The sequence below is a fragment of the Microbulbifer mixtoriginis (SeqCode) genome, assembly GCF_052466715.1.
Genome location: NZ_CP174288.1, coordinates 708,992 through 730,730, shown reverse-complemented (window position 1 = coordinate 730,730; position 21,739 = coordinate 708,992). Strand labels below are relative to the sequence as shown.

The following is a 21,739-nucleotide window of genomic DNA, read 5'->3' as shown; positions in this document are numbered from 1 at the left end:
ATAAAAAACGGCGCTATAAGCGCCGTTTTTTATGCCTCGGGATTCGCTGGGAAAAGATTACTCCCCGCCATTATCCCGTTTGAACTTGGGCTTGCCCTTGGGTTTGCCCTTGGGCTTACCTTTAGGTTTGCCCTTCGCCTTAACGGCCGACTCATCGAAACGGGAAATCTTCATGGGCTTACCAGCCACCCGTACCTTCTTCAGATGCTGGAAGATTTCCTTGGGCATACCTTCCGGAAGGTCCACGGTGGTGAAGTCTCCATAGATCTCAATACGACCTATATAGGAACTATCCAGATCCACCTCGTTGGCAATGGCACCAACGATACCACCCGGACGCACACCGTGCTCGCGACCAACTTCGATACGGTAGCGCTCCAGCCCCTCATCGGGTACTGGCATCTTGCGGTCTTTTTCATAACTGTCTTTCTTACGGCGACGCCCTTCAAAATCATCGTCCCGCTCGCGGCGCTCCCTTTCCCTGCGCGGCTTGGACTCCTGCTCTTTGATCAGCAGCGGCTGGTCACCCTGGGCCATGGAGGCCAAGGCAGCAGCGACATCCAGTGGGTCCACTTCATTCTGGGCGAGGAATTCCTCCACCAGCAAGCGGTAGGGTGCCAGGTCTGTCTGGCCTTCCAGGGTTGCGGTAATACGCTCGCGGAAGCGCTGCATACGGGCACTGTTAACCATCTCGGCACTGGGTAACTCCAGCTTCTCAATGGGTTTCTTGGTGGCCTTCTCAATAACACGTAGCATACGGCGTTCACGCGGCGCCACAAACAAGATGGCATCCCCTTCACGACCGGCGCGGCCGGTACGACCGATACGATGAATATAGGCTTCGGTATCGTAAGGGATGTCGTAGTTGATCACGTGGCTGATACGTTTCACATCCAGTCCGCGCGCTGCCACATCAGTGGCCACAACAATATCGAGCTTGCCGTTCTTAAGCTTATCGATTACCTGCTCGCGCAGGTTCTGCGCCATATCGCCATTCAGGGCGGCACTGGCAAAACCGCGCGCGGCCAGCTTGTCTGCAAGCTCAACAGTGCTGTTTTTGGTGCGTACGAAAATAATCGTGGCATCTACCGGCTCGGCTTCGAGGATACGAGTCAGGGCATCCAGTTTATGCAAACCGCCCACGGGCCAGTAGCGCTGGCGGATGGTCTCCGCAGTCTCTTGCTTGACACGGATTTTGACTTCAACTGGCTCGTGTAAATGCTCGCGAGCTATCCGAGCGATCTCTTTGGGCATGGTGGCGGAGAACAGCGCGATCTGGCGCTCTTCCGGAATCTGTTCCAATACCCACTGCACATCGTCGATAAAACCCATGCGCAACATTTCATCGGCCTCATCCAGCACCAAGGTACTCAGATTGGAGAGATCCAGGGAACCGCGACGCATATGATCCATCACTCGGCCAGGGGTACCCACCACTAGCTGCACACCGCGTTTTAATTGTTGGATCTGTCCACGATAGTCGGCACCGCCATAAATTGGAGCCACATGGAAGCCTTTCAGGTTAGAAGCATAAGCCTGGCAAGCCTCAGCTACCTGGATAGCCAATTCACGAGTCGGCGCTAGTACCAAAGCTTGCGGCCGACGGTTTTTCAGGTCCAGTTTGGACAGTAAAGGCAGTGCAAAAGCAGCTGTTTTGCCGGTGCCGGTCTGGGCCTGGCCCAGCACATCGCGATTCTCCAACAGGGAGGGGATTGTCTGTGCCTGAATCGGAGAGGGGGTCTCATAGCCCAGTTTTTCGATGGCAGTTAGGATTTCAGGCGGCAGGCCCAGCTGGTCGAAGCCGGCCGGTTTTGGGGTATCGGTCATTTCGGAATTCACTTGAAGCCTAAGTCCCTGTCGTGGGACCGGAGCGGTGGGTCAAAAGGTCGCGCAGTCTAACAGGTTAGGCGTCCCAGATCAGCCTGTTTTTTAAGCAGATATCAGAAGAAAGCCACAACAGCTGCGAAATCTCGGCCCCATAGTGGGAGAATGATAGAAGAGAAAAGACCAGGAAGGGGCCGCAATCTAGTGAAAAAACCACTGAACACTCATTTTGCATCGGTCCTGATATTAGTGCCGACAGGCTTTGATAGCGGCAAAATGGAGTCTTTTCTACCAACTTCCTTCAAACGGGCACAAACCCTGTCCACTGTCGACTTAAGCCCTCGGGAAAAGCTGCCATCCACCTGTGTGCGCTCATACAGATAAGTATGAAAACGCCGGAAAAAATTGATGTCTACCGGCTCTGGCTGTTTCCAGAAACTAGAAAGGCTGCCCTGGTGCGTCAAACCCGGCAAATCATATAAGGACCGCCCCATTACCTTGGTAGGCACCTTGTGAAGCAGTGCGGAAATGCCCACAGTACTGTTGATAGTTACCACACCCCTTGTATGGTCCAACAAGGTCGGTAAATGCAGATCATGACAATAAATCACCCGCCCACTTATCCGATAACGCGCTTCCAGTACACTGATCAGCCTTTGATAGTGGCAAAAGCCGCGGTCCATCGGATGGTGCTTAAAAACAATAACCGTATCTTCAGGCGCATTTCGTGCAAAAGATTTACACACGACATCTATCGCATTCTCAATCGAGAGCAGGTCAGAATGCTTGCGCAACTGAAAATCATCGCAGGTCTGCAAAGGAAACAGGTAAAAACGGCCACTGTACTTCCCAGTCATCTGGCGGATAAGGCCGCGTTCGTTGAACTTATAGAGGCCCTTACGATAAAAGCTTCTCAGCCAACAGACGCCTTCCTGTAACCAACTGCGATTCCGGTGATGGCGATAACTGGCAAACTCTGATTGGGCAAAACGCATAGCCAAGTAATAAGCAGATGCGAAGTAGGCACGCCGCCAAAAAGTATGACCAACTGGCGCCGCCGGGGTACGGCCTCTAGGTAGATATTGATCTATTGCCTGCCTGGACCAGTCAGTTGAGGAAAAAGCATTAACCCCACCCCACTCCATAGTGACAAAATCGGGGCGCAGATAGCCTTCCTCGAAAACGATAAAAGCAACTCCCATTGATTGGCATACTTTTTTGGCGCTTTCATGCAGCCTTCTGCAGTCGCCATATGCAAAAACCGTATCAGCGCCATGCTCAGAAAGATAACGACGAAAAAAAGATGGCCAGTCAGCTTCTCTACCGGTGAAATCTACTTGGTAGTTCCCCCAGCCAAAGTAGCGATCGCCTCCATTGAAGTTGATCTTGTGGGTAACAACACCGAGTTGCGAAAACCGCTTTGCCAGCTGGGCAAAAAACGGGCCATGCGGTCCCTGTAAAAATACTGCCACAGACATGAATAGGCCTACTCCGGAGTCACCCTACTAGGGGCATTGAAACTGAATAATGAAACATCAAGGGTACGATCGATAACTCATCACATACAAACCACTGCTATAGCAGACCAATAAACATCGCAACAAGAAACACAAAGCTGGTCATACAATAGCCCAAGAATTTCTGAACAAAAAACGAACATCGATTGTACAGGCACTAATTTAGCGGCATAAACAGGCCTTCAGGATACATTACTGCAAATTTATCCATCAGGCGATAGCCTGAAAAGCCACCTTTAGAGACAAGTTTGCCCGTTAAAAAACGATGCGGGCCTGTGGATACTTCTCTGGTAAATTGATGCAGATTCAAAATTCATTTCAGTAATGGGGTTGGAAGCAGGCTCTATAGGAAACGGAATAGACACCAGTAGCCTTCACTTTATATATAGCAGAACAGATGACTCTCTGAGATTGCTCATTTGAAGAGTGTGGCGTACTTCACGGACGGCTATTCTAGAGAGTAAAGAAAATAATGCCAAGACAGCCTATTACACGAGGAATTCGCTAGCAATGTTCGTCTCTAGCAGGTTTAAAATCCTCTAATATATTTCAAATAACTTGATGCGCGCTCACTTTTTCAAGAGCTAACTTTTTCTCTGCACTACAGACCCAACTTAAAATAAAATGTATTTCAATCGATTGCACTCAGAATTATTCAGACTCAAGTATTTTGGAAGCCATCACACTTTTAGCACGATTAAAGGTACCAAAATAGTTACTCTGTTCTCCTCCCTCTGTTTTCCGGCTATCAATCTTCCTCAACGCCTTCTTCCATATCCACTCAAATAGCAACGCTGTTGATCTCGGAAAAGGGGTGAACAAGGGGTTAAATGGGTTATCACGCGCCTGCATCCAAACCGTCATTCGGTGTGACTTTTGTAGCGCCCTACCACGGCAATGGAAACCATAAACATTGCCAATGATAAGCGTATTTTTCGGCACGGATAGCTTCTCCACTTTAAAACCCATTTCAGCCAGTTCCGGAGCACTTACGCGAAATGAGCCATCCCAATAGCGCCCTGGAGCACGATCGGCTCCTTTCTTACATGCTTCCAAACTCTGCCTGTATTCCCATTTGAGCCGCTTCCATGTCAACCGGTGGGAACCGGGAACATAAACAAATGAGCCATTAGTATCTGAAGAATCATCTATGTATAACCAGGCTTTTACACATGGATGAAAGGTGTCTGCATGCAAATCCCGCTGAGGATCTGGACGTGGAGTGACGTTCGCATGGTTACATAAATTTTCAATATAAAAGAGTGGTGGTCGATTCTTTGAAGAGCAATAACGCATCAATCTATCCAAACCTTTATGGGAATAAAGCCTTTGAAAGTTTGGTGTTTTAGCTCTCTCCGTAGAGTCCATAAAGACCCGTTGAGTAATGGTAGTTCCCTCAATAACCTCTCTGACAGGGGCCTTCAGCTCAATCAACTCTTTAGTCAAGTCCTGAAACTCAGCCTGAGAAAGAAAATTTTTCTTAAGTAAAAAACCATTACGTATGAATTCACGTCGATCTTCTGAGGAGACCAAAGGAGATAGTAGTAAAAGACGAAATCGAAAAAGCAGGTGGGCCAGAATAACTCTGATCACATGTAACCCACAGCGATTTAAAAAGCTATTGCCCAGCAGGGGATTATTCTTAAAGCTTTTACCCCAGCTGAGCAACTCAAAAATCCACTTTGGTACTTTCCAGCTTAGCCCAACCATAGAACGCCACATAACACTCCCCAAATTAAAATATGTTCTAAGCAGGTTTTAACCCCCACAAAAAAGAGGGAGGCCCAACAAAATCAAACACTCAAAACCGACCTATATTTGTTGCCACATCAATAGATAAAAAGTATTGAGCTGAAATTCAATACTTTAAAAATCGACTCCGATACCAACGAAACATCTGCAAGAAAAAGCTCGCCGATTGTTCAGATTTGCGGTTTTTTTGCAAGATCTCAATGTTGGTTTTTGCATCAATAAATTCACCGCTCACCGGATCCACATATACAGGATAAAAAAGCAGACTACCAGCGATTAATTGCTCCAAACTTAACGCTCTTTGCCGCCGAAGTTTAAAAGACTGAAAATCGAAAGCGTCATATACTGGCGCACTGAGAAGTATATCTTCTGTAAGCCCCCAACCAGCATAAAAAGGAAGCCCATAAGTTACCACTTTGATTTCTCGCAACAAAGCCTCAAAACCACACAGTGAACTCATGGTATGCACTTCATCCACTTTATCCAAAAGCAGAGAAATATCACCTTTTTCAATTAAACTGTCGTAAAGGGATTTTGCACCTACAGGCATCCCCCCTTCTCTTGCACCTTCAACAACATCTGGGTGGGGCTTATAGATAATATGGGCACTAGGATTTCTCGTCCTCACCTCTTTCAACAAGGCATAGTTACTTTTTATTAGTGGCGATCCAGTGGCAATGGAAGCATCACTCTCAACTTGACCGGGAATTAGAATAATTTTTTTACCCCTCGGAATCTCCAGCTCATAAGGTGACAATTCTCGACCAATGTTATATTTAGTTACTCTTTTATTTATTAAATTATCTCGCAATATTTTTGCTTGAATTAAACTTTCCGATGGAAATCTAGCACTATTGAGATACACTTCCAGATCACTGGAATAGCGGGCATCAAAATAAATACCACACGCATCCAGCACCAATGAGCTTGGTTTTACCAGGTCAGCACCCAAACCCGCTGAGCGTAGAAAACCATCTTCAATTCTCCATAAATTTAATTGATTTTGTTGACACTGCTCAACCAAAGTATCTGTAACCTTACTGGCCCACACCAAAATATTGGTATTAGGTCTGGTTATTGCAGCCCTATCAAGAGATTTGAAGAAAGTAATCCTAGATTTATCCCCCAAAAAATTGGGAATAAAACTGCGTTTCCATGGGGAAAATCCAATTCCTAACCATGTCCCCTGAAAACGTTGCCACTGTCTTTTTTGTTCCAAAATCAATGACAGCGTATCTTCAAATTCGCATGTAACACCCGTATAAGGATTGATATAATGGCAATAGCGAAGATAGGCCGCACAGAAAATTTCAGCCAGTGTTCGTTTTACATTGCGTCTGTTAACAAGCTGGCGATCCTTTGTGAGCCCCCAGCCTGCATAGAAAGGAACACCAAAACAGTGCACTTCCTTACCTGCGATCAATGCATCAAAACCCAGCTGACTGGTAACTACATAGACTTTTTCAACGCGGTCAAATATTGACCACGGAGATAAATCCTGTCCAATAATCCTACAGCCTTCTTGCTTTGCAAGCTCTTGCAAATAACCACGTTTTCTGCCTGAAATAACGTCGGGATGCACTTTGACACAAATCTCAGCACCTGGATTTTCAGTAATCGCACTTCGCAGCATTTCCCGGAAGTGCCTCTCGGAAGCCAACCCAGCGGTAATTGATATATCACCATAAGTCTGGTCTACCACCAGGATCGCCTGACGCTCACCTTCTAAATCCAGAGGGATATCAACCGATTTGTTATATTTGCACAAACGGTGGGTACGAAGAAGATGAAGTCCATTTTCAGCCCTATTGAGTTCTTCAACGCTAAAATCACTCGCACTGATCAAGCCCTCAAGATCACTGGGGCGAGAGGCGTCGTAATAAATACCGGTATAATCTACGACCAAACTATGTGCTTGTGCTCCCTCCACTCCCAATCCCAGGGAGCGTAAAAAACCATCCTCAATACAGAAGTAAGGGAGTCCATTCCGTGAGGCTATTCGCTTTGCCTTTATCGACGTAGCCTTAAGCCCCCAGCCCACCATTTGGCTTACGTTTCTATTAGGCCTGGAAAATACATATTGACACTTAGCACCAAGAAAACGCTCTAGGGTACGCATTCTGCTAAGCCCTAAAGAGCAGTGCCCAACTACAGGCATCTTTTTGCCTCACTCAGCAGTTTTCCTCTCAAAGCATCATCAGCGGCCAATTGTAAAATGCCTTCTATCCAGAGTGATGGCTCCATAGGCAATAGAATCCCATTCTCCTGATGTCGAACCACCTTACCGTAGATATCCCCTTCCGCATAAATACCCACCGCACCTGCCTGTGTAATATCATAAAATTTGGTATGGGATCTTGCCCTATTGAAGGGGCTGTCCAAAAGAGGAGCCAAGCCTATAGAACGTCCCGGCCTCCGTAGCAAGGATAAATAAGTAGTCCATTTCATGGGGTACAGTACCCGCACTCTTGGTACACCACTAAATAAACGATTTACATGTTTATCTCCAATAATTTCAAAGCTCAGATCCGGATTTTCCGCCATTACTTCTTTGATAATTGGATAGAGCCAGTTGATGTCCTCATAGTGGGACGCTGATCCATGATAAAAAACAGAAAGTTGCTGTCCTTTATCTAGATCCAGTGGCTCTGCCGACAATAATTCAGGGGACCAATCCCGATATTTATTCTGTAGAAATGGAGTTGAGACCAGTAATTTCGCCCCTATAGACTTTAGCCAACGCTGTTTGGACCAGCTATAGCGCAGGATTTTGGCCTGATAGCGCACTGGCATCCTCGCGAAGGCCGACCAATCCAACAAATCATCATCAAGAAATACCGAAACGCCAGATAACTTGCTTAAATTCTGTTGTATCAGTGATTGCCAGGAACGAGAAATATAACGTACAAAAATGAGCTGCGCCCCTTTGAGCTCACCTTCAGAAGGAAGCTCATTGAAATTCAAGCGCTTGATATTTACCCCAAGCTTGCGTAAGTAGGGAATAACAAAGTAATCGGTCGAGGGATTAGGCCCCTCCTCTACAACGATCCAACGGCTGACTACTTCCATTCATACTCCAATAGTTCAGGTAAATATAGGGTCATCACTTAAAAGGAAATATGATTGGCAGTAGTATCAAAACTGTAATTGAATAGGCAATTGTGAGGGGTAAGCCTGCACGTAAGAAGTCACGTAAATGGTAACCACCCAAGTTTTGTACAATTAAATTAGTTTGATAGCCAAAAGGTGTCAGGAAGCTTGCACTGGCCCCATAGGCTACAGCCATCACAAACGGCATCCAACTAACGCCAAAGCTATCGGCTAAACTCCAGGCTAATGGAAATGTGAGCGCCGCTGCAGCATTATTGGTCATCAATTCGGTTAACAACAGAGTTAACAAAAAAATACCAATAACCCCAACAAATGGCCCGGCCCCCTGGAGTGAATCTCGCATTGACACAGCAAGACTATCTGCCAGTCCACTACCGGAGAAAGCTTCTGCTAAGACTAACGCACTGGCAATAATGATCCAGATCTGGAATGGAAAGCGCCGCTGTAGTTCAGTGGTAGTAACGATGTTCAATATCACCATAAAACCTAGCAATACCACCAAGCCTTTTAGTAGTGAAAAAAACCCCAGAGCTGATCCTGCCACAACACTGGCGAACCCCAGCCCCAGTAACCAGCTGTCCCTAGAAGTTAGTTGGCGCTGTACATCAGTACCACTGATTACATAGAAGTTCTTATCAATATTACGATGGTGCTTAAAATCCTGTCCTACCGCCAAAAGTAAGGCATCTCCAGGTTGAAGCTCAATCTCACCAAGCTTTCCGGACAGGCGATCACCGCCTCGGCGCATTGCCACCACGGCTGCATCGAAACGAGTTCGAAACTGACAACTTTTTAAGGTTTCACCGACGATACTGGAATTGGGAGTTAGAACGACCTCTGTCAGGTCCATATGCAGAGTATCATCATCCAATGCAAACAAATGCAGCCCCTCTATGGCCTGGAGCCTTTGTATGTCACGTACATCACCACTAAAAATCAGCTTGTCACCACTACGAATAAGTTCGGTGGGGGCCACAGGGCTAATACTCTGCCCTCCACGGACAATCTCGATTAGGTAAAGTGTTTCGAGTTGGCGCAAATTGTTTTGCTCGACACTACGACCATCCAACGGTGAAGCGGGAGTGACTTCAGCCTCCAACAAATATTGAGCCGCCTCCTCCTCTACAGCGCCTCCTTCGGGGAGCAGACGATTGCACAGAAACAATACTACCAGCCCGACCACAACCGCAGCACTACCAATAGGTAGGAAAGCAAAAAAGTCCAGTGACGCTTCCCCCCTATCCAGAACAAAGCTATTCACAATCAAATTTGTGGAGGTACCTATCAGTGTCAGCGTACCACCGAGAATAGCCGCATAAGATAACGGCAACAGCAGCTTACCTGAGGGGTGGCGCTTCTGAGCCTTAACGCTGGATGCCAACGCCGCGACAATAGCTGTATTATTTAAAAAAGCAGAACTCAAGGCTGTAGCACTAGTAAGTCTTAGTAAGCTGGATTTCAACCTCCCACCGATCAATCCATCAGAGATCGCCCTGAGCCAGCGTGCTTTCTCCAAGCCAATAGAGATTAGTAGTAACACGACCAATGTCACCAGGCCGGGATTAACTGCTTTTTGTAGAACCGACTCGACAGGAACCAAGCCGGTCAAAAAACATACAGTAGCAGCAGAGGCAAAAACCAGAGAGGGACGAACGCGACTAAAAATCAAAGTAAAGATAACTAGAACGAAAGTGCCGGCAACAAAGAATTGGGAGAAAGTCATAAAGTTGGAGTGTCGCTCTGGTAACCTAGGTAGATACTTCACCTGATAGATATCTTTGGCAAAGGCAAACTATACTAAATCTGTTGCCAACACCCAACGATTAGCTTTTCTCCCATCCTCAAGATTAACTCAGCTCTTCTATCAAAGGAGTTCATACGGTCATGTTTTTCAGAGAACTCCTTAGAGAGACTAATGAGGGAGCCGGTTCTCAATACCGCAAACATGATTCTCACCGCGAAAGTTACAATCTGGTTAAAACATAACCACATAAAGCAATATACCAACCCAGAGGGTCATCATAGGATAAATTGATTTCGCCCGTGAACACTCATTAAAGCCTCATATGAAATTTGGCAATGAGTATGAAAGCGGCTGTATGATAGGGAGTATCAGCTATAAATCTATATACTATCGTATATACGAAATCTTATTGATAGCTGGGAACTTAATCATCTCGCGATCGAGTAATTTAGAGGGGCAGCTTTATAGAGCCGGCATATTCGGGCAAACTGATATTACATCTACAAAAGACTTAGAAGCTTAAAACAAATCCTAAATTTTAGTTTAACCCTCATCGAGCTGTCTTTCAGCTTTTTTTCGTACTCCTAAACTGGAGCGCTTAGCATCCTGAATAGCTACTCAAATGCTATAGTCAGAGTTAATATTACCGTTTTGAAAGACCATCAACCGAGCAAACCATAACCCCTGACATTTGTCGACTAATTTGATTACTCAACGCCACAAAGGGGCTTTTGTTCTCTCATTAAGGCCTAGAGAAAAATCCTCTCTAGTGTGAGTCAAAAATGGACTGTAGTAAGGGTCTTTTCCCTCATCTGTAGACCACCGTGTCTTCAAACTCATTGCCTCACGATCAAATCGAGCCCGTTTCTCTGGAGTATTATCAATACCGCGACTGATGGATTCATGGTGATACATTTCTGCCCAAGGTGTCCATAGATTGCGATAACCAGCTTCCTTAACCTTCAAACAGAAATCGACATCATTAAAGGCCACCTCAAAATGTTCCTCATCTAGCCCCCCAACAGATTCATAAATACTCTTACGGACCACTAAACAAGCCGCTGTAACAGCAGAAAAATTTTGTGTGCACATCAAACGATTCATATAACCTTCTTCGTTGCGATGATAAAACTTATGGGCATGACCTGCTAATCTACCAAGACCAACAACAACACCGGCGTGTTGAATACGGCCATCGCCATAATACAGTTTGGCGCCAACACAACCTATATCTGGCCTTAAGGCGTGGGAAACCATTTCATTCAGCCAGTCAGGAGAAATCACTTCGATATCATTGTTTATCAGGCCAATAATATCACCACGAACATGTTGGACGCCAAAGTTGTTGATTGCCGAGTAATTAAAAGGCGCATCGTACTTAAGTACTCTTACATTGGGATATCTTTTCAACGCAGAAAAATATTTTAGTGTTTTCGGATCAACACTTTGGTTGTCCAGAACCAGTATTTCGTAGTTTTTATAGATGGTTCGAGAAAGAATACTTTCGATACATTGACGAAGTATCGATAACATATCTCGTGTGGGGATCAAAAGAGAAACCAGGGGTTCTTCTTTTTGAAGAGGCCAACGAACTTTAAGTACCTTATGGTTTTTAACAGGCTTTACTTCAACATTCCTACATCCTACATCATTTAAATACGCCTTTAAAATATGCTGACTCTTTGGTAGATATCTTGTATTGTCAAAGGATTTCTGCCTGTGAAAAAGGACTCTGGGAACATGGATAATTTCCCGTTGCGGTTTCTTTAGCTTTCGTAAAGCCAGGAGAAATAACGAATAATCCCATGCCTCTTCAGAAAATAATTTATAAATTTCAGAGAGTTCTAACAAGCCGGGAGCAAAGAGGACAAATTCACCAATATAATTCCTTGAAAAGAAAAGATCAGGATTCCAGGCAGGCTTGAAATCAGGCAGGCATCTTTTCCCAGCTTCATTAAGAAAATCCTCATCCGCATAGATTAGTTTTGCATGCGGCTTGCTCTGCAAGACATGCTGTAGACAAGTGAGTGCTTTGAAAGCAAGTGATGCACGCGGGGGACATAAAAGGTGATAAGTATCAAAAGAAATAAGATTTTCAAATTGATTTATAGATATAGTTTTATCAAACCATTTAATCTGATTACTTTCACTCACAATTTTATCAAGTACATTAAAAGTGTCTTTTTTAATGTCATCTGAAAGTAAAATAAAAAGTTGCCAAGTTTTATAATCTTGGTCCAGAACAGAATCGATGGTACTTCTAATAGAGCCTAGGGAGTCACTTTTATTAATGGGCATTAACAATAAAAATTTTACTTTATCCGGGGAGTCAAGCGAATCGGGCCAAAAAGTTGGTTCTATTTTATTCACCCAATCTCTATAAGATACCCGTACCCCAGCTGGTCTAAATGTGGCATCGTAACAAGCCCAGCGGTTTGTGAGCCTGAATGGCACTTGTAATTGGCGGCGCTTAAGTCGTGAACGCATTCGATCACGAGCAAAAAGTAATGACACACGAATAAGGGTTAATTGACGAATTGTAAATTTGCACTCAGTTTGAGCCGGAGAAAACTGTAATTCCTCTCCTCCCCTGGCAAACCAAAGCAAACGCTTGGATATGCGTGCATTACGAACAGGCAAACGAAGATACTGGGACCTTCGTCGGCCTTGATGTTGAAGTATAAAGCTAGAGTCTAAATAGCTATGATCCGACTCAATTAAAACTTCTACCATGTACCAACCACGAGAAAACCCATCATTAGTAATAGAAAATTTAGATTGACAAGAGGTAGATTTTCCAATAATACAACCATCAACACTTTTATTGATTTTGATGCCTTGAAGCGGCTGCAACAATGGTCGTAGGTCGTATCTAGTAAAATGAGGGACAGTAATTCTTAAATGTTTAGCCTCCATATACATCCCCACAAGCTCCCATTATATGTACGTTGCATCTCAGGCTAATACTATGAATAAACTTTTAAATATTATTAATAATTATTCACAAATAAAACCCGTAGAAATTAAATTTTTAGACGAATTAATTATTGGAAGAGTTCTATGGATTATTTTATAACTCCAATCATTTATAAATTGATACAAAAAAAGGGGGTAAAAACAGATGACAGAAATACCATCTTAAAATTTTTTCATTACACTTAGACTGACTATATAATTTTTTTGAATATAACATGGTGCCGACATAACAAATATCAGAGATAAAGCGAGTAATCGATTGAATACAAAGCACGATAAAACCAATCACCATCTATGGACTAGCAATCAAGTATAAACATAAATCACAATAAAAACTTTGTGAGGAATTTTACGTCACAATCGACTCTAAAGAGCTTTTAACTAAAAAAACGAGAGTGCTACTAGTGATGGAAGCTATTACCGCTGTCAACACACAAATCGATCAATAAATATCCCAATAATATTAGCTTATTAAAGAAGCAAAGAGGGATTAGGAGCCTGTGCAATAGTTAACTCTCATAGTTGAATTTACTTAAAGTTAAATTAGAAATTAACAAATAAGTGATAGGTTAACAGCCTGCGAAGGATGTCAAGAAATAACATTTTCAAGAAATAATTTGATCAGGGCACACGTGTCTAGTTAATGTTGACAGTTCATGAGGATTCTCTATTTATAATAAAGCATAAGATAAAAATTAGGCCCTCATATTTTTTAATGTTTAATTTAAATACAATCCATCTTGACATAATTCCTTAGATTTGAAGTGAACTATTTTTAAATTTTTTTAGTTTATACCTAACTAATAAAGAAATTTATTGCAAAGCAATATTTTCTTCAGCTTACAAAGATTCTATATTTTTAGAAGAGTATGTAAAGACTGCTTTGAAGTAAATTCAAGCCATATCATCGAACATGATACAACAGGAAGAAAGGTCAAATATTTTATTGCGGCAAAAATGTCTGATCAACAACCATCGATAGCACTGTATTTAATCGATCACGCAATACGGCTTCACTAAAGTATTTTCTCGCATGTATACGGCCTGCTTTACCAAAATTCAGACGTAGGTCTTTACTCTGAACTAATTCAATTATTCTGTCAGCTACAGAATTCAAATTTTTAAATGGAACCAGGAAGCCAGTCTTTCCATTGACTATTAGCTCTGGTAGAGCTCCCCAGTGATATGCAACAACTGGTAACCCAGCAGCCATAGCCTCCAATACAGTACGACCGAATGACTCCTGAAAGTTTGATAAATTCACCACTATATCCACATTAGTTAACGCTTGCCATGGGCAGGCTGTATAGTTATTAAATTCTAAATATTTTGATACCTCACCATTACGCTTCTTGATTTGTAAAGACTTGATATACTCAGTCTCTGGGCCAATCAATTTACAAATTACGGGTACCTCTCGTTGCTCAAGTATATCAGCTAATTCTACAAAATCTGCCAGTCCCTTCTTGGGTAAGTTACTGCTAATAAGGGCAATGGTAATAAGCTTATTTTCAGGGGCAATTGGATAATGAATAGACTCAAATTTGGAAACATCGACTATATTTGGCACCACAACAGTGTTACTTGAAGCAATTTCACGCTCAGCAGCCAGAGAATTTACCAAAACAATGTCAGCTAATTTGCGCACTCGTTCAGTGATTAATTCAGGACTTGCACCCAAAATCCGGCAGAGTGCCTCATCAGCGAATGGCAGCTCTCGCACATGTACAATATTAAGAATATTCAACAGTCGAGCAGCTATCAATGGCTCATCAAGTACTAATGTATTGGCATAGACAGCCCGAATATCAAATCTCTTGATCAGGCACTTAAACATCTCCAGAGTAAGGGAGTTAATAATTCGCCCAGCCTTCCACCAACCATAAGGAATAACTGTAAGTGCTACCACCTTAGACCTAATAGACTTAATGTATTCAGCATTGATAGCGCTTGGCAGTACAACAAATAGATTTACTCCCAATTCATTTAAAACTTTAAGCACATCTAGTAAGCTACGTTCAGCTCCATATAAGTGCTTACCAGCCTGGTGTGCACATATTAAAAGATTCAGTGCTCCAGTACGCTGTAATTGATTTCCAGGTAATACATCCAGAGGTTTTAATCCTTGTACACATCCCACAGTTAAAAAATGATGTAATACGGGCAAATTTTCCGCCCTAGCCTGAGGAAAACGATACTCATAGTAAGAGGTACTGAACAATGGACCTGGATCCTTCCCCTCCATAGAACCCACTTTCCAATAATGCTCAAATAGATCTACCGTTGCATCTTGCAAATCTGAGTACTGCTCCAGATACCATGCAGGATCAAAATAACCAGACTGTTGTACCAGATCCATAGGGTTAGATATATTTTCATTTTTTCTGGTAGTACAGATTGCGAAAGGAGCCTGGAAAGGCCTAACCTTAGGTATTTCAGGTAAATAAAGATCATTTAGGGACTTAATTTCTGAATGCCAGCGCCTAGCCGCATCCTCATAGTCTTTTCTAACACCATAATAACGTGTAATAAGGTGAGTCTCGTCATAAAGAGTTAAAGAATCCTTGTGAATACGACCAAAGCTAAGAGGTACTCCGGGTAAAATTTCGGTTAAAGCATCGCCCCCAAAATATTTGATAATTCTTAGGTAATACTCAGTATCACTATTAACAGATACCCTATCCCAATAGCCCAGTGCGTTAAAAACTGAGCGACGAAACATTAAAGAAGAAATATTGCGGTAAACCCAACTATCCTCCAACCTCCAGTGCGAAAAAAGAAAATTTTCTGTGGTCCGTACCCAATGAGAGGTACAGGCAACTTTATCAGGATTAGATAATAGGGCGTTAGCCTGATATTCGATCTTTTGAGGGTGTGACCAATCATCGCTATCATGAGTTGTAATCAGGTCACCTTCAGCAACAGAAAGTCCTGTATTTCGAGCGGCATAGGTTCCTAAATTTTTGTTATGACGTAGCAATCTAATTGCTATACCAGGCTGTAAAGAAGTATTTATTATGTAATTTTGTATTAATTGCCAAGTGTTATCTTCACTGGCATCATCAATTATCAAAATTTCTAAATTTCGCCAAGTTTGTTCACACAATGAACGAAGTGCCGTAATTAGAGTCCGTTCAGCATTATAAACAGGAACTATCACCGATACCTTTATTCCCTCACAATCTTTAGTAACTGGTAATGATTTTTTTAGATAGAGGGAATCGAGATTTAGAGTCGCATTGCTTTTTGCATCTAGAGTATACAGTCCATGCTGTAAAAAAATTCTATTCAGTATAGTTAAACGTGATTCATCTAGGTTTCTATCGCCAAAACCGTTAATGATTCTAGAAGAAAGTAAATTAATCTCTGCAAGAGATACATCAATCTGACTTCCAAAACGCCGAGAAAGTATTTCAAACGTTTTCTTAGCTGTATGGCATCTATTACATTGCAATGCAGCTTCAAATAAAAGCAGATAGGGGCCGGCATGAGAGGGATAGAAATGATGAGAAGTTAGAAGCAGTTGAAGAGAGTTCAACACCTTCAACCACTCATTATGTACTGCATACCAGCGTGCTATAGTCCAGATTGCATATTGACGCTCTTGCTCAATTGCATTGGTCTCTAATAAAAAGTGCTCTAGTCTGGGTAAAAGTATTCTATCGCCTCCCCTCCACAGATGATATTCCCATGCGATAACTCGATTTTGAAAGGGGCGTCGCCCCTCAAATCTACCATGGTTAATATAGTGAATCCAAGGGTTGACTCCTGCAGCAGCAACATCTGGGTAGGTATTGAGATACCAATCCGAGTCGAACTGTTCGGCAGTAATCAAAAGATCCTCATTCCTTGTAGAATAGGATTTTGAAAATTTGCCTTTTAGCATACGAAATAGGCGCTTGATACAAAACACAGGATAGAATAACTCAACAGGGTAGTGGCTGTCGGCCCTCATCCTTTCCCATAGAGATGTAGTGAATCAAAGGATTAAATCCGCTATCTTTAACATCAGGATTACTATCAAGGTACCACTGACTATCAAAATCAGGCCCTGGATTACGTCCCTCGAAGGCACCCAAATTTAGGTAATGTAAAGCTGGATTACTTGCTGAGCTTTTATCTTCTGCTACATCTGGATAGGAGTTTAAGTACCATTCGGCATTGAACAAGCCTGAATGAGTAATTTGATCTAAGTCTTTTTTCTGCTTGCGCATTTTCTTCGCACGTTTACTAAAAGGAATAGCAACTGGAAGACCCTTTTTATTGCCCACCTGCTCAACCTCACTTAGGCACTTCTCAAGATTTCCATCTATCTTCATACGAAGACTAGTCATTTCTTCTTCTTTTTCTTCCAATAAACGAGTCAGTAATGCAAGTTCTTTAAAACGTTCATCAACAGCCCCTTTTGCACCAGCTAAATCCGACTTTAAGGATTGAATACGGAGCTGTAACTGTTGTTTCGATTGCAAAAGTGTATCCCGTTCATTTTCGACTGACTTCAGTCCCTGGTCTAAACTCTTACATCGAGAACTAAGTTCCTCACATGATTTTTCTATCTCTTGTCTTTCATGCCTAGATTGCCTTAGATTTTCTTCAGTGGACTTAAGTGATTGTTCTAGCTGAAGTACACGGTCCTGATCTTTTTGAGAGTGCATATCTCTCGTCAATAAATCTTTCTTCAATTGTTCAAGGGCCGCCTGTTGTCGATCATGAATTTTCTTAAACTCAACGAGATCCTCATTTCGATCTATCAACTCATTCTCAAGATGTTTAATATTATTATTCAAATTAAGATTCTTTTCTTCATAATTAGACTCTAAATCGGTCTTCTGTTTTTCAGAAATAGTTAACAACTCATTAAGGTTTGATATTTCATTAGAACAATCCTTTAACAAAGACTCTTTTTCAATTAATTCCTGAGCCAGTTTTTGGCTTTTACTCTGAAATAAACTTTTACCTGACTTAACCTCATCAATCCTAGTCTTGAGTTGATCGATTTCACTCCTATGTTGTTTTTCAATGTTTTGTGCTTTCTGCCACTCATCATGGAGTACACCTACCCTAATTTCCAACTCTGATTTTTCTAAGTCTTTATTCTCACACTTTCTTTGGATCTCCACGATTTCCTGTTCTAATAGCAGGACTCTATCTTCAAGTTTAGTTTTTTCAGCATAAGTAAAACTTGATTTTTCCTTGAGCTCCTCTAGATCCAGTTCCAATTTTTTTGTGAGATCCTGTGCTGTTTTTCTTCTCTCCTCTTCCTCTTCTAGAGCTTGTATCCACTCATCAAGCTCGCCTTCTTCAATTAAGACGGCTTCTAACTTACTTTCAGCTTTCGCGAGATCACGCTCAAGTTCTTCTGCATACTCCTGAGTCTGTAGCCACTGTTGTTGAGCTTCCTCGAATACTGTGAGCTTTTGTTCAATTTTTATTTTTTCTTGATCAACAGCATTAAACTTACTTTGTAGATCAATCAAATTTGATTCAACTTTTTTAGCCTGTTCTTGTGCTTTGTGCCAGATTTCTTTTTCCTTATTGAGAGAATCCAACTGAGTGAAAAGTTGATTTTTTTCAGATGAAATTTTCTTATAGTTAGATTCCATTTCAGCAAGAGTACTTTCTAGCTTCTCAGCACGAGTTCTGGTCTCTTTCCATTTGCTTTGCTCTTGCACTAGATTCTGTGTTCGTTGCAACAACTTTGCATTCTCTGAATAAGAAACTTTAAGCTTAAGCTCAATATCTTCTATAGTTTTATGCAATTTTTCTGAATTGCTTTTTACCTCCTTCCACTGAAGCTTTTCCTCCTCTAATTTCTTAACCTTAAACTCAGAAGCAACTTTTTCCCTGGATTCATTTTCTAAATCTCTCACAAGGTCAGAAACTTTTTTCTTCAGTTGCGTCGACTGCTCTTTCGAGTCTAGAAGCAACTGGTTCTCGCGCTTTAATTTTGCCAGATGTTCTTGAAGTTTTTTATTGTCGGCAAAAATGCTTTCAGAATTTTTACCTATCTCGGTGAGACTCTTCTCAAGTTGAACCACACAATCTTGGGCCTGCTTTCTTAACTGCTTCTCTCCTTTTAGGGAATTCACCTGCTCTACTAATATTTTCTTTTCTTGAGCATGATTATCAGAAGCCTTTTTGAACTCAACAATATTTTTTTCAAGCTTGGAAACGCGATCTTGAGCTATTTGTTTAAGCTTTTGCTCTTCACTTAATTTCTTTATCTGATCCTGAAGCTTTTTGTTTTCTAAAATCGTTCTCTCTGACTCTTTAACAAGCTCAGTATGATTTTTTTCTAACTGAGCTAAACAGTCTTGTACTTGCTTTCTTAGCTTCTGCTCCCCTTCTAAACTTTGTATTTTTTCTTCAAGCTTCTTCTTCTCTAAAGCAATACTGACCGAATCTTTCTTAGCTTGAGATAGATTATTTTCTAGTTGATATACTTGATCTTGTGCCTGTTTCTTAAGTTGTTCTTCACCCTTTAACTTCAGAACTTGTTCTTCAAGTTTCTTCTTATCTAAGTCAATAATTTTAGACTTGTTGATAACCTCAGCGAGATTCTTTTCAAGCTTCAAAACACTTTCTTCAGCTTTCTCCCTGATCCGTTTTTCTTCCTGAAATTTTTGATGCTCCTCATCAAATTTTTTCTTGTCCAGGACATTAATATCGTATTTAGCCTTAATTTCAGAAAATTTAGCTTCCAATTCCGAATAGTTTTTCTGGAGCTGAACTCTAATCTGTTCTTCTGCCTGTAATTTTTTCAACTTTTGCTCAAGTTCTGTTTTAGAAGCTACGGCACTAACAGATTGGCATAAAACTTCCTCTAGCTCTTTCTCCAGTTTTTCAGCTCTGGTTTGAACCTTTTTTTGCTGCTGTTCCTGTATTGATAAATCTGTTTTTAGAACATCATTTATAGATCTTTGTGCATTTAATGTTTCATCGTTCTTAGAGATAACGTCTTGGAGTTCTATTTTTGCCTTTTCATTCTCCTCAAGCTTTAGCTTTAAAGCTGCAACCTCATTGTCTTTTTTTTTGTGGAAATCCCGTTCACTTGCTAATTCATGTTTTATAGCTTGCAACTTCTCATCCCGCTTAGTTAACTCCTCTTTTCGTGAGTTAATCTCTTCAAGATTTTTAGTACCTTCATCTTTTAATTGTTTTAATAACTCATCTTTTAAGGAAAGCCTATGCTCTAAATCCTTGATATTTGTTGATAATTTTTCAGATTCATCTTTTTGCTGCTTTAACAACTCTTTCAACCGTTGATGCTCAGACTGAACTTTATTCTTTTCTTCAGTGCTATATTCTGAGCGTACTTGATATTTTGCTAACTCTTGTCTCAGCTCAATACCTTCTGCATGAAGCTGTAAAAGTTGTTGATTACGCTCATTTACTTGTTGGTATTGTTCATCTAGCCTCTGACGTAGTTTTTCAACTTCAACTTTCAGATCATCACGAAACTCCTGTAAAACACTGACTCTCTCAGCCAATTGGCCACGCTCATGAGCGTTTTGTTCAACAATTTTCTCCATGCGCAAGCTAAAATTTTCCAACTCTCTTTTTTTAGAATCCAGTTGAATCTGAGCATCTCCATAATCTTCCCCCAACCGCTTCAATTTACTTTCTTGCTCGCCTAAATTAGTCTCCAATATTTCAGCTTTTTGTTGATATTCTTTAGCCTGTAATGCATCTTTACAAGTCCTGCCTAGACGGGCAAACACATCTCTGACTACTTGCAAGGAGGAATTTGAATCAACCCTATCAAACAAATTAGTCATTAGAGGGCCTAATTCACCACCTACAGAAACAACACCCAACCCTTCGCCATGATGAAATGTAAAAGTTGGATATTCTTTTGAAAATTCCTGAAAGACATGATTAATTTCACAGTTTGGTGCCAATTTTGAAACACCAGGTATAAGCAGTATTCCGTAGGGAGAGAGTTTTGACTTCCAACGTGTTAATAAGCCATCTAGATCCTCTTCCTCAGTGGGATTCACTAAGAGAAGATCAATAGTTCTGTCTTTAAACTGACTAGCAGCTTTTAGCAGGCTACTATCTAACCTAAGAGAGAAACTATCATAGTTCTGATCATTGAAATTTATAGCTTCAAAACTTGAAGATTCTAGATCATTCACAACCTGTGGATAAGTCACATAACAACGCGTCTCCATTCTCAATCTTTGAACTGCTTGACAAAGTGCAAGATGAGCAACACCAGTTTCCAATCCTAAGGTCATTGAAATCCTTGGCTGATGTGCCTCCATCAACCAAAAAAGAAAGGGAACATGCTCTAACCATAAGGATTTACGAAGAAAAGTTGGCGCCCAAAACATTGAACTTTGGGCCAAGTTATTTATTGCGGGTTTTAACGCCAGATCAGATTGCATTTCAATAGTTCCCTTATCGGCCTAGTGTACTTCTTAAAAGATACATTAGATTTGTAACAATAAATGCTTTATAGGTGACTAATACATACAATTGAAAAAATTATAAAAATCAGCATGTCAAGCAAAAATATTTTTGTTATTGAAGCTGTATTCTTAACAAATATTCAGATAAAAAAATTAAATATGGTGTAATTCTTGAAATTAATAAAAACACACAAAATAATTAAAACAAACGAGCGCCAACAGTCAAGTTAGTTTTAATATCCCTACATATATAAATCTAAAGATGAATTTAGATGTCATGAAGACTAAATTTTCTAGCTATTGTTCTCATTAAAATAAATGAATCTTATGAATGTAATATGCGACAACAATATATTTTTAAATTTCTCTCATCCGTAAATGCATGGCACACTCAAATTTTA

General features: G+C 41.4%; 9 protein-coding genes. All 9 read right to left on the bottom strand.

Going from position 1 to position 21,739, the window contains the following annotated elements; translation table 11 throughout:
* Positions 1 to 57: 57 nt before the first annotated feature.
* On the bottom strand, positions 58 to 1,827 hold the full coding sequence (locus ACJJH9_RS03280) for a DEAD/DEAH box helicase (RefSeq protein WP_444924300.1): 1,770 nt from the start codon (positions 1,825 to 1,827) through the stop codon (positions 58 to 60).
* A gap of 221 nt (positions 1,828 to 2,048) precedes the next feature.
* A complete protein-coding gene (locus tag ACJJH9_RS03275; RefSeq protein WP_444924299.1) occupies positions 2,049 to 3,302 on the bottom strand; it encodes a capsule polysaccharide biogenesis protein in 1,254 nt (417 codons plus the stop codon).
* A 690-nt stretch (positions 3,303 to 3,992) separates the two neighbouring features.
* Positions 3,993 to 5,063 (bottom strand): phytanoyl-CoA dioxygenase family protein, encoded by a 1,071-nt coding sequence (locus tag ACJJH9_RS03270; RefSeq protein ID WP_444924298.1) that lies wholly within the window; start codon positions 5,061 to 5,063, stop codon positions 3,993 to 3,995.
* 136 nt (positions 5,064 to 5,199) lie between these two features.
* Entirely contained in the window at positions 5,200 to 7,212 is a 2,013-nt protein-coding gene (locus ACJJH9_RS03265) for a capsule polysaccharide biogenesis protein (protein ID WP_444924297.1), read from the bottom strand.
* Between the two features lie 29 nt (positions 7,213 to 7,241).
* Positions 7,242 to 8,162, bottom strand: a complete 921-nt coding sequence (locus ACJJH9_RS03260; RefSeq protein ID WP_444924296.1) for a glycosyltransferase — start codon at positions 8,160 to 8,162, stop codon at positions 7,242 to 7,244.
* Positions 8,163 to 8,196: 34 nt separating this feature from the next.
* Positions 8,197 to 9,969 carry an SLC13 family permease gene (locus ACJJH9_RS03255; RefSeq protein ID WP_444924295.1) on the bottom strand — a complete coding sequence of 591 codons (1,773 nt, stop codon included), beginning with the start codon at positions 9,967 to 9,969 and terminating at the stop codon, positions 8,197 to 8,199.
* 690 nt (positions 9,970 to 10,659) lie between these two features.
* On the bottom strand, positions 10,660 to 12,870 hold the full coding sequence (locus tag ACJJH9_RS03250) for a glycosyltransferase family 2 protein (RefSeq protein WP_444924294.1): 2,211 nt from the start codon (positions 12,868 to 12,870) through the stop codon (positions 10,660 to 10,662).
* A 997-nt stretch (positions 12,871 to 13,867) separates the two neighbouring features.
* Entirely contained in the window at positions 13,868 to 16,759 is a 2,892-nt protein-coding gene (locus ACJJH9_RS03245; protein WP_444924293.1) for a glycosyltransferase, read from the bottom strand.
* Positions 16,760 to 16,850: 91 nt separating this feature from the next.
* Entirely contained in the window at positions 16,851 to 21,314 is a 4,464-nt protein-coding gene (locus ACJJH9_RS03240; protein WP_444924292.1) for a hypothetical protein, read from the bottom strand.
* Positions 21,315 to 21,739 lie beyond the last annotated feature (425 nt).